Annotated in this window: 22 protein-coding genes; 11 read left to right on the top strand and 11 right to left on the bottom strand. The window is 44.2% G+C overall.

The window, feature by feature from the left end; genetic code table 11:
• The first annotated feature begins 123 nt into the window (after positions 1–123).
• Positions 124–756, top strand: coding sequence for a DedA family protein (locus NIES1031_RS11435; protein WP_073549508.1), 633 nt, complete (start codon positions 124–126; stop codon positions 754–756).
• An 89-nt stretch (positions 757–845) separates the two neighbouring features.
• Here NIES1031_RS11435 and NIES1031_RS11440 read toward each other — a convergent pair whose 3' ends face one another.
• A complete protein-coding gene (locus NIES1031_RS11440; RefSeq protein ID WP_073549509.1) occupies positions 846–2,048 on the bottom strand; it encodes an argininosuccinate synthase in 1,203 nt (400 codons plus the stop codon).
• A 247-nt stretch (positions 2,049–2,295) separates the two neighbouring features.
• On the opposite strand from NIES1031_RS11440, the gene NIES1031_RS11445 reads away from it, so the two are divergent.
• The 6 genes from NIES1031_RS11445 to NIES1031_RS11470 all read left to right on the top strand — a co-directional run bounded on the left by NIES1031_RS11445 (position 2,296) and on the right by NIES1031_RS11470 (position 9,254).
• The gene (locus tag NIES1031_RS11445; protein WP_178378112.1) at positions 2,296–3,246 is read left to right on the top strand and encodes a glycosyltransferase family 2 protein; all 951 of its coding nucleotides are present in this window, start codon (positions 2,296–2,298) and stop codon (positions 3,244–3,246) included.
• Positions 3,247–3,362: 116 nt separating this feature from the next.
• Complete coding sequence (rpsB, locus tag NIES1031_RS11450) at positions 3,363–4,175, top strand: 30S ribosomal protein S2 (RefSeq protein WP_073549511.1); 813 nt, start codon at positions 3,363–3,365, stop codon at positions 4,173–4,175.
• A gap of 64 nt (positions 4,176–4,239) precedes the next feature.
• Positions 4,240–4,899, top strand: a complete 660-nt coding sequence (tsf, locus tag NIES1031_RS11455) for a translation elongation factor Ts (RefSeq protein WP_073549512.1) — start codon at positions 4,240–4,242, stop codon at positions 4,897–4,899.
• A 152-nt stretch (positions 4,900–5,051) separates the two neighbouring features.
• Positions 5,052–5,903, top strand: a complete 852-nt coding sequence (locus NIES1031_RS11460; protein ID WP_073549513.1) for a hypothetical protein — start codon at positions 5,052–5,054, stop codon at positions 5,901–5,903.
• Between the two features lie 184 nt (positions 5,904–6,087).
• The gene (recG, locus tag NIES1031_RS11465) at positions 6,088–8,589 is read left to right on the top strand and encodes an ATP-dependent DNA helicase RecG (protein WP_073549514.1); all 2,502 of its coding nucleotides are present in this window, start codon (positions 6,088–6,090) and stop codon (positions 8,587–8,589) included.
• Positions 8,590–8,837: 248 nt separating this feature from the next.
• Entirely contained in the window at positions 8,838–9,254 is a 417-nt protein-coding gene (locus NIES1031_RS11470) for a hypothetical protein (RefSeq protein ID WP_218596771.1), read from the top strand.
• A 111-nt stretch (positions 9,255–9,365) separates the two neighbouring features.
• On the opposite strand, the gene argB is transcribed toward NIES1031_RS11470, so the two are convergent.
• From argB to NIES1031_RS24340, 3 genes are all read right to left on the bottom strand, one after another.
• Entirely contained in the window at positions 9,366–10,259 is an 894-nt protein-coding gene (argB, locus tag NIES1031_RS11475; protein ID WP_073549515.1) for an acetylglutamate kinase, read from the bottom strand.
• Between the two features lie 92 nt (positions 10,260–10,351).
• Positions 10,352–10,894 (bottom strand): shikimate kinase, encoded by a 543-nt coding sequence (locus tag NIES1031_RS11480; RefSeq protein WP_407919495.1) that lies wholly within the window; start codon positions 10,892–10,894, stop codon positions 10,352–10,354.
• Between the two features lie 292 nt (positions 10,895–11,186).
• Positions 11,187–11,360, bottom strand: coding sequence for a hypothetical protein (locus tag NIES1031_RS24340; protein ID WP_178378113.1), 174 nt, complete (start codon positions 11,358–11,360; stop codon positions 11,187–11,189).
• Positions 11,361–12,067: 707 nt separating this feature from the next.
• On the opposite strand from NIES1031_RS24340, the gene NIES1031_RS11485 reads away from it, so the two are divergent.
• Positions 12,068–12,280 carry a hypothetical protein gene (locus NIES1031_RS11485; protein ID WP_073549516.1) on the top strand — a complete coding sequence of 71 codons (213 nt, stop codon included), beginning with the start codon at positions 12,068–12,070 and terminating at the stop codon, positions 12,278–12,280.
• Between the two features lie 126 nt (positions 12,281–12,406).
• Here the strand turns inward: NIES1031_RS11485 and NIES1031_RS11490 are convergent, their stop codons facing one another.
• The 3 genes from NIES1031_RS11490 to NIES1031_RS11500 form a co-directional block, all read right to left on the bottom strand.
• Positions 12,407–13,099, bottom strand: a complete 693-nt coding sequence (locus NIES1031_RS11490; RefSeq protein WP_073549517.1) for a LapA family protein — start codon at positions 13,097–13,099, stop codon at positions 12,407–12,409.
• A gap of 207 nt (positions 13,100–13,306) precedes the next feature.
• Complete coding sequence (locus NIES1031_RS11495) at positions 13,307–13,975, bottom strand: flavin prenyltransferase UbiX (RefSeq protein WP_073549518.1); 669 nt, start codon at positions 13,973–13,975, stop codon at positions 13,307–13,309.
• Positions 13,965–16,349, bottom strand: coding sequence for a ribonuclease R family protein (locus NIES1031_RS11500; protein ID WP_073549519.1), 2,385 nt, complete (start codon positions 16,347–16,349; stop codon positions 13,965–13,967). Before NIES1031_RS11500 ends, NIES1031_RS11495 begins: the two co-directional genes overlap by 11 nt.
• A gap of 665 nt (positions 16,350–17,014) precedes the next feature.
• Here NIES1031_RS11500 and NIES1031_RS11505 point away from each other — a divergent pair.
• Positions 17,015–17,863 carry a hypothetical protein gene (locus tag NIES1031_RS11505; protein WP_073549520.1) on the top strand — a complete coding sequence of 283 codons (849 nt, stop codon included), beginning with the start codon at positions 17,015–17,017 and terminating at the stop codon, positions 17,861–17,863.
• A 1-nt stretch (position 17,864) separates the two neighbouring features.
• On the opposite strand, the gene clpP is transcribed toward NIES1031_RS11505, so the two are convergent.
• The 4 genes from clpP to NIES1031_RS11525 all read right to left on the bottom strand — a co-directional run bounded on the left by clpP (position 17,865) and on the right by NIES1031_RS11525 (position 23,388).
• Positions 17,865–18,551: an ATP-dependent Clp endopeptidase proteolytic subunit ClpP gene (gene clpP / locus NIES1031_RS11510; protein ID WP_269086005.1), complete on the bottom strand. Its 687-nt coding sequence runs from the start codon at positions 18,549–18,551 to the stop codon at positions 17,865–17,867.
• Between the two features lie 68 nt (positions 18,552–18,619).
• A complete protein-coding gene (locus NIES1031_RS11515) occupies positions 18,620–20,686 on the bottom strand; it encodes a thioredoxin domain-containing protein (protein ID WP_073549521.1) in 2,067 nt (688 codons plus the stop codon).
• Positions 20,687–20,785: 99 nt separating this feature from the next.
• Positions 20,786–22,636: a peptidoglycan D,D-transpeptidase FtsI family protein gene (locus tag NIES1031_RS11520; RefSeq protein ID WP_073549522.1), complete on the bottom strand. Its 1,851-nt coding sequence runs from the start codon at positions 22,634–22,636 to the stop codon at positions 20,786–20,788.
• 218 nt (positions 22,637–22,854) lie between these two features.
• Positions 22,855–23,388: a hypothetical protein gene (locus NIES1031_RS11525; protein WP_073549523.1), complete on the bottom strand. Its 534-nt coding sequence runs from the start codon at positions 23,386–23,388 to the stop codon at positions 22,855–22,857.
• A gap of 425 nt (positions 23,389–23,813) precedes the next feature.
• Between NIES1031_RS11525 and NIES1031_RS24345 the strand changes: the two genes are divergently transcribed.
• Both NIES1031_RS24345 and NIES1031_RS11530 read left to right on the top strand, forming a co-directional pair.
• Complete coding sequence (locus NIES1031_RS24345) at positions 23,814–23,975, top strand: hypothetical protein (protein WP_178378114.1); 162 nt, start codon at positions 23,814–23,816, stop codon at positions 23,973–23,975.
• Positions 23,976–24,370: 395 nt separating this feature from the next.
• Positions 24,371–24,682, top strand: coding sequence for a hypothetical protein (locus tag NIES1031_RS11530; RefSeq protein ID WP_073549524.1), 312 nt, complete (start codon positions 24,371–24,373; stop codon positions 24,680–24,682).
• The last annotated feature ends 55 nt before the right edge of the window (positions 24,683–24,737 follow it).

Raw genomic sequence — 24,737 nt, forward strand, 5'->3', positions numbered from 1 at the left:
TTACACTTTACGAGCAACTCAACAAAAGGTAGATTTTGTTGCTCATTGTATTTCCTTAATTGACACCCTAAGCAAAACCGCGTCAAGATGGAGAAAACGTAAAACTTTGTAAAGGCTGCGGGAATGTCTCTGGAGTTTGTATCACTGGAGAAAATCCAGGAGTTTGCGCATCATTACGGCTACTGGGCAATATTTATGGGGATCTTGCTAGAAAACTTAGGTATTCCCATTCCAGGAGAAACCGTAACGTTGATTGGAGGTTTTCTAGCTGGTAGCAAGGAACTAAATTATTGGTTTGTGCTTGGTAGTGCCATTTTTGGCGCGGTTCTTGGTGGCACTTGCGGATATTGGATTGGCAGATATACTGGTTGGGAATTTATTCTTCGCGTTGCTGGCTTTTTTCGCATCCCCGCAGTGCGGTTGGAAGAATTGAAGGACAAATTCAGTCAAAATGCAACCAAAGCCGTCTTCTTTGGGCGGTTTATTGCTTTATTGCGCATTTTTTCGGGATTATTAGCTGGAATAGCTGGGATGTCTTTTGCTCAATTCTTCGTTTACAATTTAGCTGGAGCAGCCGTATGGGCGTCTGTGATGGTGACTTTAGCTTTCTTTGTCGGACAGGTTGTATCTTTAGAACAATTAGTTTCTTGGGTAGGTGAATTTGCGATTCTTGCCTTAGTTGTTGCGATCGCTTGGATTGTTGTTCCCTTGTGGTGGGAGTCGCGCCAAGTTAAGAAAGTTGCGAGTGAAGATTAAGAGCAGAGCATATGAGGGTTGTAGGGTAGGCGGGTAATAAAGAACAATAACAATTAAATCTCTACCACACCTCCCACTCTCCTACTCTCCTAACCTCGTACTTGCTTTGACCAAATTCGAGTTGGTAGTCCCCAAACGTAGATAAAGCCTTCTGCGGCTTTGTGATCGAATTGATCGTCAGCGCCGTAAGTCGCTAGATCTGGAGTGTAGAGCGAATTATCAGACCAGCGCCCGACAATTGTTGCGTTTCCTTTAAAGAATTTAAGGCGCACAGTACCCAATACGCGCTCTTGAGTTTTTTGCACAAACGCATCAAGCGCACCTTTAAGTGGACTATACCACAGCCCGTTATAAATCATTTGGCTGTAAGTTTCTTCAATACCACGCTTGTAGTGCGTGACATCTGCCGTGAGTGTGAGACTTTCTAAATCGCGGTGTGCTTGAATCAAAACTAACAATGCGGGTGTTTCGTAAATTTCCCGTGATTTGATCCCAACCAAGCGGTTTTCTACCATGTCAATGCGCCCAACGCCGTGATTGCCTGCAATTTGGTTAAGTTGAGCGATGAGTTTTACAGGTGCGATCGCTTCTCCATTGAGTTGGGTAGGAATACCTTGCTCAAAGCTGATTTCAACATACTCTGGTGTATCGGGAGTATCGGCGATCGCCTTTGTCATCAAATAAATTTCTTCGAGTGGTTCGGTGCGGGGATCTTCTAATGGTCCGGCTTCAATACTGCGACCGAGTAAATTACGGTCGATACTATAAGGAGAAGATTTTTTGACAGGTGCAGGAATCCCAAAACGTTCGCCGTAGGCGATTGTTTCCTCACGACTCATTCCCCATTCGCGCGCTGGGGCTAATACTTTCAAATTCGGGTTAAGTGCAGCAATGGAAACATCAAATCGGACTTGATCGTTACCTTTCCCAGTGCAACCATGCGCGACGGCATCTGCACCATACTTTTCTGCGGCTTCTACCAACAGCTTTGCGATTAAGGGACGCGCCAAAGCCGTCGAAAGCGGATAGCGGTTTTCATACAAGGCATTTGCCTGAATTGCCGGAAACGCATAATCTTTGACAAAGCTTTCTTGTGCATCAACGACGAGTGATTCGCTTGCACCTGATTGCAGCGCTTTTTGTTGAATTGGCTCTAATTCATCTCCCTGTCCTAAATCTGCGGCTAAGGTAATCACTTCGGCAACGCCCCATTCATGTTTGAGATAGGGAATACAGACAGAAGTATCTACTCCACCAGAGTATGCCAGGACAACTTTAGTAGCACGACCCATTGATTCCTCGATTTGGCAAAACAACGAGTGATTATTATCTAACTAATTTAGGCGCATTCTTGTCAGCCATGGCACAGAATTATTTGTCATTCCGTCATAAGCCATGATCAGTTATGGTTTGCTAGGACTGTGCGGCAATAGTATCAACGGGTAAAATTCATGGCGACACAACCATTAGCAAGCTCATCGTTAGCAAGTCCAGCTAATCGCTTTATGATGACTTTTGTAGGTGGTGCTAGGGGGAAGCGTGTTTTTTAGTGTTGTGATTCCAACTTACAATCGTCAGCCGATTTTAGCGAAGTGCTTAAAAGCGCTCGAACGCCAGAATTTAGCTGCTGATAGCGCCATTGAGGACTACGAAGTTGTCTTAGTAGACGATGGTTCGACCGACGGTACGTTAGAGTGGCTACAAGACAATGCTGCGGAGTTTCCGCACGTGCGATCGCTTCTACAAAACCACCAAGGACCAGCAGCCGCGCGTAATTTGGGTGTAGAACACGCGCAGGGCGATACGATTATTTTTATTGATAGCGACCTCGTTGTAACAGAAAATTTTCTCCAAGCGCACGCTGATGGATTACAGCAAGGACAAAAAAACTATGGCAGCGATCGCGTTTTTACTTATGGTCTTGTAATCAACACCTGCAATTTTGCCGATCCTACGGCAGAACCGTACAAAATTACGGACTTTTCTGCGGCTTATTTTGCGACAGGGAATGTGGCGATCGCGCGGCATTGGTTGGAAAAAGCAGGGTTATTTGATACGCGATTTCAACTTTATGGCTGGGAAGATCTAGAACTCGGAGTACGGTTAAAACAATTAGGCTTAAAACTGATTAAATGCCCTGCCGCAGTTGGCTATCATTGGCACCCACCGTTTAATCTCAAGCAAATTCCTAACCTGATCGAAAAAGAAATTCAACGCGGGCGCATGGGTGTGTTGTTTTATCAAAAACACCCGATTTGGGAAGTGCGGATGATGATTCAAATGACTTGGCTGCACCGTTTGCTTTGGGGATTACTTTCGCTGGGTGGCAATCTTAACGAACGTAGCTTAGCACCTTTACTTCAGTGGTTGATTGACCAGGATAAGCCGCAATTAGCTCTAGAAATTGCGCGAATTTTTCTGAATTGGTACAACGTTCAAGGTGTTTATTCGGCTTACGCGCAAATGCAGTCTGCTGACCGCGTCAAATAGAGCTTTTGATGTGATAAACTAGTAGAGTTGACCAAAATCGCACATCCAGTTTTTTCGGGTGTTTCCGGTAAGGAAATACACCTGGATGGAGGATTAACCCGAAATTAGGAGAAAATATGCCAGTTGTCTCATTGGCGCAAATGATGGAGGCAGGGGTTCACTTTGGGCATCAAACCCGACGATGGAACCCGAAAATGGCTCCTTATATTTATACTTCGCGTAACGGAGTGCATATCATCGACTTGGTACAAACTGCCCAGTTGATGGATGAAGCGTATCAATACACGCGCACTGCGGCTGAACAGGGTAAAAAGTTCCTCTTTGTTGGTACAAAGCGGCAAGCAGCAGGAATCATCGCGCAAGAAGCCGCGCGCTGCGGTTCGTACTACGTCAACCAAAGATGGTTAGGCGGAATGCTAACGAACTGGACGACAATCAAAACGCGTGCCGAACGGTTAAAAGACTTGGAGCGCCGCGAAGAAAGCGGAGCGCTAGACTTGTTACCAAAAAAAGAAGCTTCGGTACTGCGCCGCGAGATGGCAAAGTTACAGAAGTATCTAGGCGGCATCAAAATGATGCGCAAAATTCCTGATGTGGTTGTGATTGTAGACCAGCGTCGGGAATACAACGCCGTGCAAGAATGTCAAAAACTAGGAATTCAAATTGTATCGATGTTAGATACAAACTGCGATCCCGATGTTGTTGATGTTCCGATTCCAGCCAACGATGACGCAATTCGTTCGATCAAGCTGATTGTTGGTAAGTTAGCCGATGCGATTTATGAAGGGCGTCACGGTCAGCTAGACGTAGAAGAGGAATACGACTACGAAGGTGCGGAGGAAGACCTCGATTACGACGAAAGCGAAGTCGAATATACTGACTCACTGCTACCAGATGAGGAAGCAGAACCAGCCGACGAAGAAGAATAATAAAATAGCTTTTGGGAATGTGACCTAAAAGCTCGAATTTAGTTAAGTAGGAAATTGAGGCAAGATGGCGGAAATATCTGCACAAGTCGTCAAAGAGCTACGCGAAAGAACCGGCGCTGGAATGATGGATTGCAAAAAGGCGCTGAAAGAAAACAATGGTGATATGGACAAAGCCATCGAATGGTTGCGGCAAAAAGGTATCACCTCTGCTGACAAAAAAGCTGGACGCGTAGCAGCAGAAGGACTCGTAGGTAGCTATATCCACACTGGCGGTAGAGTTGGTGTGTTAGTAGAAGTTAACTGCGAAACCGACTTCGTGGCTCGTCGTGAAGAATTCCAAACGCTGGTGCGGAATATCGCCATGCAGGTAGCGGCTTGCCCGAATGTCGAGTATGTCAAAGTAGAAGATATCCCAGCTGATATCGTCCAAAAAGAAAAAGAAATCGAAATGGGGCGTGACGATCTGGAGAAAAAGCCAGACAACATCAAAGAAAAGATCGTTCAAGGTCGAATTGAAAAACGCCTGAAAGAAATGACTTTGATGGATCAACCCTACATTCGCGACCAAAACATTTCTGTGGAAGATTTAGTGAAACAGGCGATCGCGCAGTTGGGTGAAAATATCCAAGTGCGTCGCTTTGTCCGCTTTGTCTTAGGCGAAGGTATCGAAAAGCAAGAAAGTAACTTTGCAGAAGAAGTTGCTGCGCAAATGGGTAGTAAGTAGAATTAGGGGTTGGGGTTTAGAGGTTAGAGGTCAGGTTGAAGTGCAAAGTTTCTGGTGGTTAGTTTTGAGTTGATTTTTCTAATTCAAAACTCAGCACTCAAAACTTCCCCTCACTCCTCGTCCCTCGCCCCTCACCCCTTGTTTTTGAGGTAATGGCAACAATTGAACAAATTAAACGAGAGATTGCAGCTTTAGAAGAAGCGTGTCGAGTTCTAGCAGAAGAACTTTACGTGGCTTACAAAAGTTATTTCATCGCTTTAGGGCAAGCTGTACGACAGCAAGCAGTTTTAGCAACTTATCACTTGTGTACGCAGGGCTACCCAGAAGCGTTTTTGAATTTATCTTTTAATCAGCGGCAACAGTTGCAGCAAGACATACGCCGAGTCATACGAGAAGCTACTGAGCAGTTGTTAACAATTTCTTCACAGGTTAAAGCGAAAGAAAACTCAGAAGAAGAAATTAAAGAAGACATTCCGCTAGAAGCGACTGAAGCGGCGTTGTTGGAATCTGTTAGCCCTCAAACATCAACTCCTAACACAATACTTAAATTTCCGGCAAATCCGATCGAGCTTATCAAGTGGCAGCAAAATGTTGAGCAGGTGATCGCTTTGCAACTAAAAACAATTTCGCGGGAAATCAACTATTTACTTCAGCAAGCGAAAATATTACCACAAAATCTTCCCTTTCCACTACTCGATGCAGCGTTAAACGCCCCTGAACTTCCAGCAGAAGCAACTGCGGGACCGCCGAACTTGTTAAACTTATTAGTAGAAGCAGAAAGCAACAGCGAGCAAAAAGAGTCGAGTGTGACAACGCTTGTCGCAATTTATCTACGGCTAAGCGAGATTGAATTTGCAGATGCGACACTTAGAACTAAGCGTAACCAGATTCGTCAGCTAGAAACCCGAAGCCGTGCTTTATTGAAAGAATATTATAGAAAACAACGCGAGCAAGCCGTTGCCGAAGCCGAAGCAGCGTGGCGGGCAAGCTGGTTTGAGGATTAGCAGTGCGTACTATAAAGTTATAAAGGAGATTGGGCGATCGCGGCTAAGCCAATTACTAGTTACTTATATTAATAGAGGTAAAGCTTAAAACACCATTCAAGTTTTGAGTTTTAAATTTACTTTTTATCTCAACATTCAACACCGAGAACTCTTAATCCGACCTCCGACCTCTGACCCTTACTGTATGACAGAATCACTAGATTTAGGGCGATTGCAAAAAGCGTTGGCAGTAGAAGCAGAACGCGGCTTTGCTGATTTAATAGGCAAGCAATATCGCTTTAGTGAATTTCTCTGTCTCAGTTTTGGTAAACCTCCGCTGACTCTGCCATCAGATGAACGTCAGCGCTGGCAAGAAATCGCGGCACAATTTGCAAAATATCCCGAATTGCCACTAGAAGAACGACAACACCTAGTCGCGGAAGCACGTAGATGCGTGTATCATACACAACGATATCAGCGGGGAGAAAATGTCACAAGCAAGCAAAGTCAAATCGAGCGATCGCCATACGCAACAAAAACAAAACTCCCGCCGACAACACCTTTAATACAATCATTACCAACAGAAGCCGCAACCCGCATTGCACCAGACCTAGAGCAGCCACTCAAAAGCTTACCCGAAATAGGAGCAAGAAGAAGTGGCTACTTAGCACGATTAGGGTTGTATACAGTACGCGACATTTTATTTTATTATCCTCGCGACCACATTGATTACGCGCGACAAGTCAATATCAAAGAACTTCAAGCAGGCGAGACAGTCACGTTACTAGGCTCAGTCAAGCGCTGTACTTGCTTTAATAGCCCGCGAAATCCTAAATTAACGATTTTAGAACTTGTCCTCAAAGACAATACTGGTCAAATTCGGATTAGTCGTTTTTTTGCAGGGGCGCGATATAGCCATCGCGGTTGGCAAGAACAGCAAAAACGTCGCTACCCCGTGGGTGCAGTCGTAGCTGCTTCTGGGTTAGTTAAAGAAAGCAAATATGGTTTAACGTTAGAAGATCCCGAAATTGAAGTTTTAGCACATCCAGGAGATACGATTGACTCACTAACAATCGGTCGAGTCGTACCAGTTTATGCTTTGACTGAAGGCGTAGGCGCAGATATGTTACGCAAGGCTGTCACTGCGGCTTTACCTGCGTGCGTCCATCTTAAAGACCCACTACCCTTTCGTTTGCGCGATAAGTATGGTTTGATGGAGTTAAGATCAGCGATCGCCAATATTCATTTTCCCGCAGATAGTACTTCCTTAGAAGTGGCGCGACGTCGCTTAGTCTTCGATGAATTTTTCTATTTACAACTTGGTTTACTCCAACGCCAGTATAAAGCACGTCAAATTCAAAATGGTGCAGTTTTAGCGCGTACTGGGCAACTTATAAAAACATTTTATCAACTCCTACCTTTTCAACTAACTAACGCTCAATCGCGAGTTGTTAACGACATCCTCGATGACCTACAAAAACCAGTACCGATGAATCGCCTGGTACAAGGCGATGTAGGTTCGGGGAAAACGGTTGTTGCTGTTGTCGCCATCCTGGCGGCGATTCAATCAGGCTATCAAGCAGCGTTAATGGCTCCTACCGAAGTGTTAGCAGAACAACACTATCGCAAGCTAGTGGGTTGGTTTAATCTGTTGCATTTACCTGTAGAACTGTTAACAGGTTCTACAAAAACTGCAAAACGCCGTCAAATTCACGCGCAACTCGAAACCGGCGAATTACCGCTTTTAGTCGGTACTCATGCGTTGATTCAAGAAAAAGTCAACTTTCAGCGTTTAGGTTTAGTTGTCATTGACGAACAACATCGCTTTGGCGTGGGACAGCGGGCGCAATTACAGCAAAAAGGCGAATCGCCCCACGTCTTGACAATGACAGCGACTCCCATCCCGCGTACACTCGCGCTTACACTGCATGGCGATTTAGATGTTAGTCAAATCGATGAACTTCCACCAGGAAGACAACAAATTCAGACAACAGTTTTATCAGGAAAAGAGCGCACTCACGCCTATGATTTAATTAACCGCGAGATTGCACAGGGGCGTCAAGCTTATATTGTTCTACCTTTAGTAGAAGAATCCGAAAAACTTGATGTTCGTGCTGCTGTTGAAGAACACCAACGACTGCAAGAAAGCATTTTTCCGCAATATCAAGTAGGCTTACTTCATGGTCGGATGAGTTCAGCAGATAAAGACGCCGTAATCAGTCAATTTCGTGACAATCAAACACAAATTTTAGTTTCAACAACTGTAATTGAAGTAGGAGTTGATGTACCTAATGCAACAGTGATGATGGTTGAAAATGCAGAGCGTTTTGGTTTATCACAACTGCATCAATTACGCGGTCGTGTTGGTCGGGGTGCAGCAAAATCTTACTGTCTTTTAATGAGTAATTCTAAAGCAGAGACTGCAATATCTCGCTTAAAAGTGTTAGAACAATCGCAAGATGGCTTTTTTATCTCAGAGATGGATATGCGTTTTCGCGGTCCTGGAGAAGTTCTAGGACCGCGACAATCAGGTTTACCAGACTTTACTTTAGCAAGTCTTGTAGAAGATCAAGAAGTTTTAGAATTGGCAAGAGCAGCCGCAGAAAAAGTCATCGAAATTGATGCGACTCTGGAACGCTGGCGTTTGATGAGATCTGAGTTAGAATACCGCTATCAAAAATTAATGGGTGGTGCTATTTTGACATAGCCACAGATAAGCTTAGTAGACGTTTATATTACATGATTGGTAGTAATAGGTAATTGGTGATGCGTAATTTTTAATTGACTATTCTTAGCAATGACCAGTGACTAACCTTTGAATTACATTTATTTTCACCTATTTACTCGTATATTTTGTTAGTAAAACCGATAGAATTTTAATAGAGGTATATAGTTAGACATTACTAAAGGATAGATATACATACAACTTAATGAAAACTTATTGGCAATAAAGTTATGATTCCCTTCAAAAAAATATTGAGTGCAGCTAGTGTTATAACACCTGTAGTGTTTGGTGCAGCGCTGATAACGATACCATCAGTACCAGTTGCGGCGCAGTCAGTATTTATTGGTCAAGAAGTTCCTTACGGCGTCAGTCAACCACAGAATATAAGTTCCTTCATCTACGGTAGCCCGATTCCGACTCCTATGCCTGTAGATCCGGTTACGGGAATTTCTGTGCGTCGTGCGCCAATAAATTCTTGGAGTTTTACGCCAACAAGGAGAACAGGTCAAGTAATTAACTCTACGTTGATCAATCCTGTTTTAGTAAATCCCAAAATTCAAGATTCAACGTTAATTAATCCAGTCATTCTCAATTCAGGATATCGGCGTTTCAACAGAGCACCATCAGGCGTTATTATTTTTCCTTGAGGAAGCAAGGAAGCAAAAGTGTAGAGGTGTAGAGGAGAAATACTAAATGTGAACTTCTCTTTCAACCACCATAACCACTTAGTACAGGCAAGGCAATGCCTTGCCTCTTGTCTACCCCATAAAATCTGAGGCGACAATCATTGAGCCAATACCGCTATCTGTAAAGATTTCTAGTAGCAAAGCGTGAGGAATTCTACCATCAATGATGTGTGCAGCATGGACGCCTTGCGCAAGCGATCGCACGCAACAATTCACTTTCGGAATCATTCCACCACTGACAACACCTTGGGCGATTAGTTCCCGCGCTTGTTGAATATCTAGTTTATGCAACAGGCTTGAAGGATCTTTAGACTCTTTCAAAATTCCTGGTGTATCGGTTAGTAAAATTAACTTTTCTGCACCTAATGCGGCTGCAAGTTCGCCAGCAACTGTATCGGCGTTAATATTATAAGCCTGACCTGTTTCGTCGGCTGCGACACTGGACACGACAGGAATATAGCCATTTTTAACGAGTGCTTCCAAAATACTTACATCCATGTTGGTGACTTCTCCAACAAAGCCAATACCTTCTTGACCTTGAGGACGTGCTTTAATCAAATTTCCATCTTTACCGCACAACCCAACCGCTGAGCCACCAGCACGGTTGATTAGAGAGACAATTTCTTTATTGACGCGACCAACTAGCACCATTTCCACGACATCCATTGTCGCCGCATCTGTGACGCGCAAGCCATTTCTGAACTGCGCCTCAATTCCTAATTTATCTAACCAGCTATTAATTTCTGGTCCACCACCGTGAACAACAATCGGTCGCAGTCCCACATAAGATAAAAATACAATATCGCGAATAACTTTATCTTTAAGCGAACTATCTTTCATTGCTGCACCACCGTACTTGACAACAACGGTTCTTCCAGCAAACTGTTGAATATAAGGTAGTGCTTCGCTCAACACTCGGACGCGGGTAGCTTCGGTTTCTCTAATGTATTCGCTATCGTTAAACATGAGTAGCTTTTATAAGCAGCAAAAAGTATGCACAAGTTTAAAAGAATTTGTGCTTGGCAACAATCTCAATTGCAACAATTTGAAATCTCAAATTATGATTGTGGGAGCGTGCTTGGCTGCTTCAAAACTTGCGGAATCTCTTGTAGTATCCGTGTAGCAAGTTGTTCTGGCGTTTCTTCGGAAGTGACAACAACTCGGAGATCAGCTTGTGAATAAAGCGGTTGTCGCTGTTGCAAGATCGTTTCTAACTGCGATCTCAAGTCTCCTGTTTGGAGTAATGGTCGAGTGTCATCAGCACTTAAGCGGGTAGAGAGTAATTCTGTTGGTGCATCTAGCCAGACAATTAAACCGTGATGCAAATAACTCCAATTTTCGCGTTGAAGAACAACACCACCACCTGTGGCGATCGCTAAATGCGTATAAGCACAAACTTTTGCTAATACTTGAGTTTCTATTTGTCTAAACGCTGCTTCACCACTCGTTGCAAACACTTCGCTAATTGATTGTTGTGTTACTTGAGTAATAATCTCATCCGTATCGACAAATCTATAGCCTAGTTTAGTTGCTAAGGCACGTCCTACTGTTGTTTTCCCAGTACCCATCATGCCAACTAAGTATAAGTTGACTCCTTTCAATACGTTGCTTTGCCTATCTGATGTGTTCACAATACTATTATTCAACTCACTAAAACTGTAATCTAGTCTCTAAAATACTTGTATTTTGCTTTCCTCTGTGCCACCAACACTTTGACGCCAGCTGCTCTGACGCGCGGGAGTAGCTCCTATGGGGTTCGTTCAAAAGTAGCACAACTCAATCCTGCCTACCTAAATCAGCAGCTTTCTCTAGAGTAGAACGACATAAATAATTTTAGAAATAGAAATACCTTGATGATTTCTCTGGCTTTGATAAATGCGATCGCTCAATTGTTCAGCGATATAACTCGTTTGGCAATCTTGACAGATAAAGCTGTTTTCTCGATGCAGCACTGCTTGTCAACAATCCATTACTGTAGTGATTGCGCGAAGCATAGCGCTCACGGGCGATCGCAACTCTAGGCTTCGTCCATAAAAATTCTCGCATCAACATAGTATTGGCTTGCAAAACTGTTGTAGCAGATACATAATTTGTCTTGAAATTCAATTTTTTTATAGCCAGATGTTTCTAGTAGTTGCGCTACACGACTTCAATTTTTGATTTTAACCGAATTTCCCGTTTGAAGATTCTACATTTCTTCTACATACTTATATCATTCATTTGATAAATAAACTATGTCTGATGCTACTACAATTTTGACAAATTATACTGGCATTTTCTGCTAGACTATAACCGCAAAGTAATCTTCTGAGTAATGCTCTCTCTACAGCATTCAGGAATTTTTCCTTTGTTTTGGCTAAATCCGAGTTCAGTTATTCTAGATTCCAGAGATTTTCTGCTGCTGTAAGATTTGTCTCTAATAGCTTTGTTTTAGAGTGCATTTTTACATCACCTCTTGATTTCTTTCGATAAAAAAATAACAATGCTTTTTATTTTTAAAAATGCTAAACAGCACTACTTTAATGATTTACATAACGATTGTTAGGTGATAGATTACAAATAACAAAGTTGTGTTTGGCTTTTAGATTGAAACTTTATCAATTCTTGTACGTCACAACGACAGTAAGGCTTACCGTGCTGTCAACAAAATCAAACTTTGATGACTCAGGCTGCTGACGCTACTGTGCCTCAATTGAATAGCAATAAATGACTTGGATTCATCATTAGCTCGTAGGTAGTTCTACCCTTCAGATGTTATGGATGAGGTTTAAAGTATGGCTTTGATTCGCGAACTAGTGCAAAAGGCACTCAAGACAGGGTACTTAACGATTGAAGCAGAGGAACAACTGCGACAATTACTCACAACCCACTACGACTTAGAAGATCTCAATGCTTTTATGGCATTGCAAGAAGCCGCGATGGCTGGTAAAGTTAAGCAAGAATCGCGCGAGCGGTTTGAGTACACGCCAATTGAACAATGTAGCTAATGCGATCGCCTATGAGCACTGCGCTTTATCCAGGTAATGTTAAATTAAATTATCTCCTATAAATAAAATTAAGCTTCATAGTACTGCGCCAGGTGATAAGGCAAGTTTCATCTTGGCGAAGAAGCTTTATCGCAAGCGTGAATTATTGTCATCTTCGTCGTCAAACTCGTCATCCTCAAATCCCCAATCTTCATCATCATCCTCGGTTGGATTGCGACTACCATAAGGTGGTGTAATCACGCGATAGTCAGCATCATAGACTGACTCGGTTTTACCAACACTGGTATTGCGCGGTTCGCTAGAACTGTACGAGTATACAGAACTTGATGGATTAGTTCTAGAAGCGTCTGGGCTGACTTCGTAGGTTTTAGAGTTATTGATCGTCGTTTCCGGAGGAAAGTTCCCTGGTGGTGTCGGATTTTCCTCAAATTTCCAATCTTCATCAGTGGAATTATCATTATTCCAATCATCCATCGGATCAGTTGTTGTCGATGCTGCTGATGAATAAGTAGCACTCGTCGCTGTTGTATACTCCTGCTTGACAGTACGTTGATTGGGAGGTGGTGGAGTGCGATCGCCAATACTGCGCCGCTTGACTCGACTTTGGGCAAAATAATTCGACGTTTTGAATAACCCCGCGATCAGTAACGCAGAAAGCGCCCCAGCAGCGATGCTGAGTAAAATCCAAACAGCTAATGGTAGCGCTAGCGATCGCCCACCCAAAAAGACAAGTGGTAGGACAGGGGACCAGTTTTGCAACAGTAACAAAGTTAGTCCTCCCAGCACCACCAGTAACAAAAGTAGTCGCAAAACAGGCATAGTTTTGGGGTGTTATGGCAGAGGTCAGGGTTCAGGAAATGCTACGGTTAATACAATTGAAGCAAATGATTTTGAGCTATAGATGTTCTAATTATATTGACTGTTGCTATACCATTCTATTTTCACCTCAGAAGATCAAGTTTCTCCGTATGAAACCTGCTGCTTTATTCACCCCCTAACCTTTAACCTCCGAACCCTGACCCTTCTCTAATCACGTCCTTGCCATCGCTGAATCGGAATACAATCGATGTTAAGTTGATCCAACGCACGGGCAACGACAAAATCGACTAAATCTTCAACTGTTTGCGGTTTGTGATACCAAGCTGGAATCGCTGGCACAATTCTGGCACCAGCTTCAGCAAGTGTTGTTAAGTTGCGTAAGTGAATCAAGCTAAAAGGCGTTTCGCGCGGCACAAGCACTAACTTGCGTCCTTCTTTTAATTGCACATCGGATGCTCGTTCTAGCAAGTCTGAACTTAAACCAGCCGCGAGTTTGGCAACAGTACTCATACTACAGGGGATCACGACCATACCAAGGGTACGGAAGGAGCCACTTGCAATGTTAGCTCCCACATCGCCCCAATGGTGACAGCAAAGTTTCCCTTGCGCTTCTACACCAGCTTGCTGTCGCCAGAATTGCTCTTGCTGCAAAGTTTCTACGGGCATTCGGATATTTTGCTCGGCTTGCCAAACCATGTATGTTGATTTAGAAGCAACAAGCTCAACTGCATAGTCAGCCGCTAAAAGAAACTTGAGTGCGCGGACGGCATAAATTAACCCAGACGCTCCAGAAACTCCTAAAACAAGTGGTAACGTAGGTGGGTTTTGATAAATTGGTTGTGGGTTAGACACAAGATTATTGGGGTTACTCCTCATCAAGGTAAAAATCCGAATTGGAATTGAGATCTTCCTCCATATCAGAATTAAAATCGTCGTCGTTATCTTCTAGCAAACCCTCATCTGGAAGTAAATCACCTTCAACGTCGCCATTGACTGTGACCAAATCAATTTGTTGGCGGTAGTAATCGACATTTTTCACTTGTACAGCAACGCGATCGCCTAAACGATAAGCGGTACGGCTTTTGCGACCAAACAGCGCTTGTTGGCGGGCGCGATACTCATACCAGTCATCTTTGAGCGAACTTACATGAACTAAGCCTTCGACGCGCAGTTGTTTACCGTTGGCATCTGGAACTGTAATTTCGACAAAAAAGCCGTAGGATTGGACTCCGGTGATCAGTCCTTGAAAAACTTCGCCAGTACGCTGTTTCATTAACTGTGCTTTTTGTAGCCCAGCGAGATCTTCTTCGGCTTCTTGGACTTCCTTTTCGCGGTCGTTGAGTTGCACGACAAGTCTAGCAAGATCCGTTTCTAACTCTTGCTGAATATCTGGTGGTAAGACATTCCAAGTAATATTACCGTGCGCCGAACTATGCCGCAGGTTTACTCGCTCTTTCGCGCGAGTCGTGCGGCGATCGCGTCCTTGCTCGAATAAAATATGTAGGACGCGTTGCAGCAGTAAATCAGCATACCGCCATAAAGGAGAATTTCCCCGCGCATAAACTGGGAGCGCTAGACCAAAATGTGGCTGGGGTGCAACGTTGTAAAGGCTTTGCTTGAGCGTAGCTTGCAAAAGATACGTGAGGACTTGCTCTGATGGCACTTGCGCGAATTGCTCGGTAAACGCTTGAAAGTCCGTTGATGAAATCGTATCTTCTTGCTCAAGTTGCAGTTCTACGCCTAAGTTGCTTGCTAACTTGATCATCTCCTGCACATCTTCCACATCAGGAGCCGGTTGACTGCGGTAAATTGCGGGAATTTCTAAGGTTTGCAAGTGTTGGGCGATCGCCTGATTTCCTAGCAGTAGCAACTCGGTTAACAACGCTCTTACCGGTGGTGATTCAGCTTTAACGACGCCAAGCATTCCCTCATCGTAATGCGGATAATCGTCTTGGGGTAATTTGAGTTCAAAGCTACCGCGTTGATGTCTTTGAGTTTGGGCTGCTTGACTAATCGCCAATAGCTGGTGGATCAATTCAACAATGTTCGTTGGCAACTCGTCCACAGTCTGGCTATTCTCTTGTTGTTGACCATTCAATGCAGCTTGCTGTGCCTTGATAATTGCTTGTACTTGTTGTTCGCTGATCTGTTGGTCGATAGCAATCACCGTAGGTTGAATTTCATACTCGACGATTTGTCCTGTATTCGAGTCGAGGATCAGCAGGACAGACATTGCCAAGCGATCGCTACCTGCTACTAATGAACATCGTTCCTGGACGGCTTCGGGAAATAGTGGTAATACGGTATCGCGCAAGTAAACGCTACTACCGCGCTTAAGTGCTTCTTTATCTAACGGTGAGTCAGGCAAGATGTAATGCGCGACATCGGTTGTATGAATTCCCAAACGCCATCGTCCTTCGGACGTTTTTTCTAAAGTCAGCGCATTTTCGATACACGCAGCGTTGGCACGATCTTGAGTTTCGATGACAATTGTGAGCAGCGATCGCAAATCGAGGCGCTGTTTAATCTCTGTCTTGGTGATTTGACTCGGTAAGTTGGCAGCTGCGGCGAGTATGCTTTCGCTAAAGCCGCGTGGTAGATCGTGCTTACAGCAAACTAAGTCAATATCCGCAGCTGCTTCGGCACTTCCACCAAGAACTTGTACTACCCTACCCAGCGGTGGCGATTGTCCTAACGGATAGCGCAAGATTTCGACATGAATCAAGTGTTCGATTGCTTCTGCTAAGTTGATATCACTTGGTACTAAGTCAATTTCAAACAATAATCGGTCATCTAAAGGCACTGCGCGAAAGCCTTTTTCGGTTTGCTTCAACCGCGCGAGTAAGCTGTGGTTTGCCCGTTCTAGAATCAAGCGTACTTCGCCTTCAGGACTGCGGCGACGGCTACCTTCTTTTGTGAGTCGCACCAAGACGCGATCGCCATTCCACGCTGTACTGAGATGACTTTCGCGGATGTAAATATCTTCTGCGCCCTCTTCGTCTTGAATCGCAAAGCAAAATCCTTTACTCGAACAGCGGAGTTTAGCTTCGATAACTCCTTCTTCGGGTAGGCGGCGATACTTTCCACGCTCTTTAGCTAAGATGCCAATTTTTTCGAGGACTTCCAAGGCAATATGTAACTTCGTTAAACTCGTTTCTTCGAGACAATCTAATTTTTTCTCTAGTACCTTGGCAGCGACTAATTTATCATCATGAAAATTCGCAAGTAGTGTAGCGATTGAAAATTCCATTGAAAAAACCGACCTTTGGTCAAAAAAATATTTGTGTTGTCTTTGGTGTCATGTGTCGTTGCCTACACAACTGTAGTATCACTCAGGGGACTCAAGAACAAACTACAGTGGTTCTACCTCAAATTGATAAATACAGTGTTTCTACCACCTTCAGCCCAATTGCTTTTGTGGTTCTACAATCCCTCTTTATAAGGAACCGCAGGTGCGATCGCTACTTAAAGCAGGTACTTCACATATTGGATGCTACAACAATATTCTTATTATTCACATCCGCAATACCTACAAACGACCGATCAACAGATAGCAAGCAACCCTAACTGCAACACGAGTTGGCGGTACTTGATTTAGATACAAGTCAGTGTTCGTTAGGCTGTAATTATGAATTTAATGAGACTACTACCGAATAGCATTACCTTACTTGTAGAATGGGTAACACTAAATTCAGAAGTAAGCGGACACCAAGCGAGTGAATCCTATTATATTTTAAATAAGAAGCGTACTTAGGCAAAGGGTTTTTCCGGTGATCGCTCAAATAAAATAGTAAATAGGGTAATGCGTGCAGACAGCGGGCGCGGGTAAAAGAGTTAATCCCGCCCCTTTTCACCGCATGAATTTACCCAAAAAAATCAAACAACCCTACCTCAAGCAGTAGGTTAATCATCCTTATGTTGGCGCAATTATTTTTTGCCCGCTATCCAACGGGCAATCTTTTATCCGAATTAGTCGAAATTTACCAAGGAAAATTTGTTGTCCAAGTAGCCGTGCAAATCGATGGCACAACCAGGGTTACAGGCATGGCAGCCGCAGAAACTATTGAACTTGCGGAAGATCAAGCCCGCGATCGCGCTTTACAGGTTTTGATGCAACCTGCGGCGATGACACCCGTTGAACCAAGTCTGCGACTGTCACTTGCAGATACGACATCTCAACAACCCGAAGCGATAGAATCCGATTCATTTCCTTCACCACGACCAGCAACAAACGTTGATTCTGAAGGCGATCGCGTCGCTTTAGACCCACCTTCGCAGGTGACGACCTCAAATTTAGACTTAGACTTAAGTTCAGACGAAAGCGACAATCAGCATCGCGCTTGGAATAATGTGACCCCCCTCAGTCGAGTGCGTAGTCAGGATTTTCAGCTAGAAACCGCAGATGATGTCATTATGGGCAGTTCACCGATTGATTTATCCGATGCGCTGCTCAAAATCGATGTTTTGCTCAAGCGTTTAGGCTGGAGTGCCGAACATGAAAGCGAGTATTTAGAACGAACTTACAAAAAGCGATCGCGACAATTTTTGACTGAAACCGAAGTCGTCGAATTTCAAGACTATTTAGAATTACTTGCAAAAACCGGCGATGAAATGAAGCGTCTCAAGTGGAGTATGCAAAAAGGAAGAGATTATCTCCTCCAAACCTACAATAAACGAAAACGTACTTTGCTTACTTATCAGGAGTTACTGGAATTCCTGCAATATTTAGAATCCCAGCCTTCTCCTCAAGAATCAGTTACCTAAACTAGCTCAAAACCGCTACAGAGCGATTCCCAACAGCGCTACGGTTGATGACTTGATCGATTAATCCATAGTCTTTAGCTTCGTCTGGAGACATAAAAAAGTCACGTTCGGTATCTTGCTCGATTCGCTCAATTGGTTGATCTGTGTGGGCTGCTAAATACTCGTTGAGACGCTGCTTGTGATACAAAATTTCTTTAGCTTGAATTTCGATATCGGTTGCTTGTCCTTGCGCACCTCCTAAAGGTTGGTGAATCATAATGCGGGCATTAGGCAAACTCATACGCTTACCTTTAGTTCCTGCACTGAGTAGGAAAGCTCCCATACTCGCCGCGAGTCCTGTACAAATCGTACAAACATCAGGGCGAATGTGGTTCATCGTATCAAAAATTCCCATTCCTGCTGTCACCGAACCCCCTGGAGAGTTGATGTACAAGTAGATGTCTTTTTCGGAGTCTTCAGCATCGAGAAATAAAAGTTGGGCAACGATTAAGTTTGCCAAGTTGGAATCAATTTGCTGTCCCAAAAAAATAATCCGCTCGCGCAACAATCGAGAGTAAATATCGAAAGCACGTTCGCCGCGACCTGATTGTTCAATAACAATAGGAATCATTCTAGATTTGCTCGTTATCTTAGCTTTTTTAATTTTATCGAGAATAGAGCGGGGAGCGAGAAAGAAAATTCTTTTCATAATGCCTCCCGCTGCGCTTTCCAAAATTGCCTTAGTACGGGTCAGGCATTGCCTTACCCCTGCTTACCCTATAAACTCCGCACTTGACTTTGCTCGACTTGCTCGAATAATTCAGCCGCAGTGCGGGCGGGGGAAAGACACGCTAATCCTTGACAAACTAAGCCTACTGCTGATGCGGGTAAATCGGTTGCCACACTGAGGACACTTGCGGGTAAATACTTGGCGAGGACAGTATCTAACGTCGTTGACGTCGTACGCACTAGCGTACAGTTACGATACCAATCTAAAGCGGTAAATAAACTTGGGCAGGCTTGAGGGGCAGAATCCATGACGCTCGTAAAAGCTTGTAACGCTTGCTCGGCGCGATCAAGATAACTGAGCTTTTCAGTAAGGAGGGCTAGCCGTACTAAATTGGCGATCGCGACTCCATTGGCTGCGGGAGTCGCATTATCGGCATAACTTCGTTCGCGGACGATGAGATCGCGACTGGCATCACTTGCGGTGTTATAGTATCCGCCTAACTCGCTACTCCACAAGTATTCATCAAATTCTGCTTGCAGGGCGATCGCTTGTTCTAACCAAAATTGTTGCGCATTTGCGTCTTGTGGCATCACTTGGTGCAAATCTAACAACGCTTTGATAAACAAAGCATAATCTTCTGACTGCGCAATCACACTCGTTTGACCTTCATAATTGAGCCGATGAAAGCGTCCATTGTCGCGCTGGCGATTCAAAATAAAACGTGCTGATGACAGCGCAATTTCGAGATACTCGGATTTTTTGAAAACTGCGTACGCCCTTGCTAGCCCAGAAATCATCAAACTATTCCAAGCCACAATCATTTTGGTATCGGTAACAGCAGGAATTCGCCCCGACCAATTTTGAGTTTTTGCTTCTTGGTTATTTCTGGCAGGCGGAAAGACATCTAATGATTCTGGTGTGGCACCGTAGCGAACAGTAAACAGTTTAGACAACGCCTGTTCTACGATGCCACTCAACGAACTTGGGTGTCGTCGCTGCAAAACGTTGCGTCCTTCAAAATTGCCTTGTGAGGTGACAGTAAATTGTTGCTCAAGCGCAGATAATTCTTCTGATGAGAGAATTTGCTGCAATTCGCTGTAACTCCAAACGTAGAAAGCTCCCTCTTCTGGCTCACCTTCGTAGGGGCTGGTAAAACTATCCGCATCTTGTGCGGCATAGAAGTAACCTTCAGGAGCCGTCATTTCGCGTTTGAGCCATTGAACTGTTAAAGCGATCGCGCGTTCGATTACCGGCTCTTGAACGCCGTTACTCCACAAATTCGCGAGATACTCAACAATTTGACCATTGTCGTAAAGCATCTTTTCAAAATGCGGTACAGTCCACGTCGGGTCAACAGTATAGCGATGAAATCCCCCTGCAACATGGTCATAAATACCGCCCAATGCTAAATCTAAGCCTCGTTGTTGACACACTTGCGGAATATCGTAGCGCCAGGCGGAATAGTTAAACCGAGTGCCGCGTAGCGCTAACTCAGCATAGGGAATCATGGGAAACTGCGTACCGTAATCGTGCGGCGTAATCACACCTGTATTGGTTTCGATGCCTTTTTTGAGCAAGTCTTCGTCTGACTGCTGCGTTTTAGGCAATACTGCACTTTGTTGAATTGCTTCCAAAATTGCGGCTTTACGTGCAAGCAAGTCTTGTTTTTCGGTGTCGTAGTAGCGGCGAATCGCTTGTAGTACTTGTAGAAAGCCTGGACGTCCGTAGCGTGGTTCAACCGGAAAATAAGTCCCGCCATAAAAAGGGACTAAATCATCAGGAGCAATAAAAATATTTAAAGGCCAACCGCCTTGACCTACCATCATCTGCAAGGCTTGCATATAGATACTATCAAGGTCAGGGCGTTCTTCGCGGTCTACCTTGATCGGGAGGAAGTGAGCATTCATATAGTCGGCGATCGCCAAATCTGAAAATGCTTCTCCTTCCATGACCGTACACCAGTGGCAACTCGAATAGCCTATCGAGAGAAAAATTGGTTTGTTTTGTGCTTTTGCTGTTGCCAAGGCTTCATCACACCAAGTCCACCAGTCAATCGGATTTTCTGCGTGTTTGCGCAAGTAAAGGCTTTGAGCTTGGGCAAGGCGGTTAGTCATAGCGTCTAGTGCATTTGCTATCTACTGCTTAGTCTAGCGGACAGCGATCAAAGGGGTGAGGGGTGAGAGAACGTTATATGTAATTTCTCCTCTGCTCCTCTACTCTTTGGGTATAGGCTGACTTGGGGGAATTCGTTCAATCGAAATGAGCGATTCCATTACGGACTTCACGATCGGCGCTGCGACGGTTGAGCCATATGCAATTCCTTTTGGTTCATCGACAACGGCTAAGACGACGTAACGAGGGGATTCAATGGGCAACATCCCAACAAAACTTGTAATGACTGCACCGCGCTGATAGCCACGACCACCGATGTTTGCTTTTTGTGCTGTACCTGTTTTGCCACCAATGCGGTATCCTGGCACTTGTGAAGCTTTGCCGCTCCCCTCAAGAACAACGGCTTCTAGCATTTTGACAACCGTCTGAGCTGTTTGTGGCGAGAAGATTGCTTTGGGTTGTGGTAAATTAGGTTGTTGTAGCCGACCTTGGTTATCTATCAACCCGCGTACAACATGAGGTGTAACGAGCTTGCCACCATTAGCTAAAGCTGCGTGGAGTTGCACCAGCTGAATGGGTGTTAATGAAAATCCTTGACCAAACGAAGCCGTTGCGGGTTCAATCGGGGAAGAAACAAATTTTGCTTGATTTTTTAGCTGACCTCGTGCTTCAAATGGGAGATCGATGCCTACGGTTTTTCCCAAGCCCAGCTTTTGCAGCCAATTATAATACACGTCGGGTTTAAGGCGTTGCATCACTTGTACCATGCCGACATTGCTGGAGTGCTGTAAAATGCCGGTAATCGATAGGGCAAGATTGTCTTCTTTTTCAGCATTGCGAATCGACCAACCACCCACTTTGATGACATCGGGATCGGGGAAAACATCGTCGGGTTTAATGACTTTTTCTTCGAGCGCGATCGCGATGTTTATTGGCTTAAAGGTGGAGCCTGGTTCATAAAGATCCGCGAGTAACCAATTTCTAAAAGCGTGGGGTTCAAAGTTGAAATACTCATTAGGATTGTAAGAAGGCTCAGCAACCAAACTTAGGATCGAACCATCGTGGGCGTCCATCACAATCACGCCACCACGCTTGGCATTGAACTTTTGCATTTGTTCGCGCAAGGCGATGCGCGTCGTGCGTTGCAGTCGAGTATCGATTGTGAGTTGCAGTTTCGTTTCATCGCGATGGACAAAGTTTTCTGGAACGCGATCGCTTAATAACACTCCTTTACCATCTTTGCGCAGCTTATAGGATTCTGCTGAACGTTCGAGTAACTTTTGCTGACTATACTCTACTCCTGCTTGGCCGCGATGGTCGCGATCAACGTAGCCAACAACGTCAGCAGCAACCTTTTCTTGAGGATACAACCGCGAGGACTCTTGAACCAAGTCTAAGCCATTTGCCTTCAGTTTTTTGAGCTTATCTGCAACTTCTTCGGACAAAGCTGACGCGACTCGAATCCCTCGATTGCGATCGTTGTTGTAGCCATCCGTCAACAAAGTAACGAGGTCACTTGTTGGGCGATCTAGCATTGCCGCAACTTTTTTAGCGACACTTTCTGCTTCTAAAACATTCTTAAATAATCGAGGATGCACGTACAGCGTGTACACCTGACGATCAATCGCTAACACGTTATCGTTGCGGTCAACGACTTGACGGCGCGGTACAAAGGGGCGTATGTAGGTTGTCTGTTGCTGTTGCGCTCTTCTTAACAAAGTTGAGGAATGCACAACTTGGAGATGATACAAGTTCCCCGCTAGCACTAAACCACCAGCCAGCAATACACCCCACACCAAGAGCAATCGAAAATACGGTACTGAAGAACGTTTTAGCTGTTGGCTCAGCGGCTTCTTGCGTTTTTGCCGAATTGATTGGCGCGGTGTGTCCATAGTTGCGACTCTACGACGCTTGTGGTCAAAGCTAGAGCCAGGAGGAACTGAAGTAGGCATAGGGCAAGTTTTAAGTTATCAATTATACTTAAGTCGATGAGATTAGGGTAAACACAATATTAATAGGACTTACGCAAAATTACGAAACACGAACCACATTCCCCGTAGAGGTTGCCAAAGGCTAGGAACTAAAGAATAAGCGTTTCAGCGAGTGCTTACGTAAGTTCTAAATTAAGACAAACTTTTTGATGTGCTAGGCACTCGTTGTTTACTTATCCTTAATAGCCTACAGGAGTCGTGTTATGAGAACTGTTGCGAGTCATCGAAGTTGCAGAAATAATTGATTTCACGGGGCGTTGCGGTGCTGGTTTCAAGAAAATTGCCTGTGTGGGATCGGCAGGAAGTAAACCTGTTTCAGGTTGCTCTGCTTGCTGCGCCATTTTATTTTTCAACACTTCAATTGCTGTCGTCAGCTGTCGTTCTTGACGTTGAAGATTTTCTCGCTTCTCGTATGATTGATACCACTTTCGCTGCGAATAAATTGTTCCACTATAAAGTGCTAGCACTGTCGCGATCAAGATAAAAAGCACTACAGTAGAACTGCGTTGCAAAACGCTGAGGCGAATTAACCATAGAGGTTTTCTGGCACTGGGCAAAATCGGCACGCTAGTAGGATGGCGAGTTGTCATTCCTTGTGGGAAATTCCCAGTCGGTCGCACTCGATCAGGAACACTTGTACGTGTGACAGATGTTGATTTCAAAGCGTTTGTCCGCTGGTGGTTGGTTACACTCGATTTATAAGCAGCACGCATAAAATTTATTGTTGAGTGAAAGCTAGTTGGGTATTAAGAGCGCTAGCTACTAAAAGCTGCAAGTCGCCTTCATCGTATCATTTAGATAAACTTTCTTTACGTTCTAGAATTTCCTCCGCTAAAAGGTCAACGGAGTAGCGACAAACATCTATTGCTCAGAGTATCTACTATGATTGCTACCTCGTCGGGCTAGAGTTTGTTTGGTAGTTCGCATATGTCAACCCAAACTATCAATAAACGAGATAGCCTTAAAGTAGCACCTGTTGAAAACCTCTGTCTTAAGAAAGAAGACGACATATCACTGAAGTGATAGAGTATCAACCTAATACAGTCAAAATCGCACTTTTGTAAAAAAAGTCAACAAATGCGGTATCGTAATCAACGAGCAGATTATTATTTTTGCCGCAATTGGTGAAAGAGGAGTTATGAACAAAAAAATCCTTGGTTTTGCTTTATTTCTAGGCTTGCTCACCACTCTGGGAGCATGTGATACGACTGGCACCGGAGGTGGCACAGACCCTGGAGCTAGCCCGCCAGTATCTCCCGCAGAGCCTGGCGTAAGTCCAGCACCATCACCATCTCCATAGCTGTGATGCTGAATAGTTGATAACTTAACTTTTCGTTGGTTCAAGCTATGTTCTCTCCTACAAAGTCAAGTGTCTGTTTTAGGTAGCAGTATTTACCGTTTGCACCTAACAACGCAACTTCTTTGTATTTGTAGGAGAGTATTTTTTTGCATTTCGTCTGCTAGCTTGTTGTCAAAAATCTTTTGATAAAAAACAAATAAATTAAATGATGCTCAATAGAAAAAGTTATAATTCTTCAATCTGACTCGGCGTGCAAAAGACTCGATAAGCTGAAAATTAAAATCCCAAAAATTCTGCGGTCGTGCTGATAAATCAATGTGGCTAAATTCCACCTGATGAAGGATTAAGGAAAGCAGAGTGGCTAGAGTTACGTACGCTAAAGAGTCAAACGAATTATGCTGAAAATTATCAATAAATTGAGTTTGGGGACGAGCGTTAGTCTTTTATGCGGATGGAATGCGTCTTTAGCATCTGCCTTACCACCTTCTGACGATATACCGGAAGAAATTTTACGCACAGAGATTATTACAGAAGCGCGATCGCCAATTGATGGCAAACGACTAAATGCGGCAGAATATGCAGAATTACAAGCGCAATTACAAAATCGTCAAGTGACTCCACCGCTTTCTCCTCAGGTAAGAGAAACTGTACAACTTTTGCGCCTGCGACGTATTATTCGCACGTTGCTGCCATTTTTGCCAATTTAGATTCCCAAAAATAGTATGCTGTAATCATCATTAATACAGCTTTCTGATGCTGCTA

The organism is Chroogloeocystis siderophila 5.2 s.c.1 (genome assembly GCF_001904655.1).
Taxonomy (GTDB): domain Bacteria; phylum Cyanobacteriota; class Cyanobacteriia; order Cyanobacteriales; family Chroococcidiopsidaceae; genus Chroogloeocystis; species Chroogloeocystis siderophila.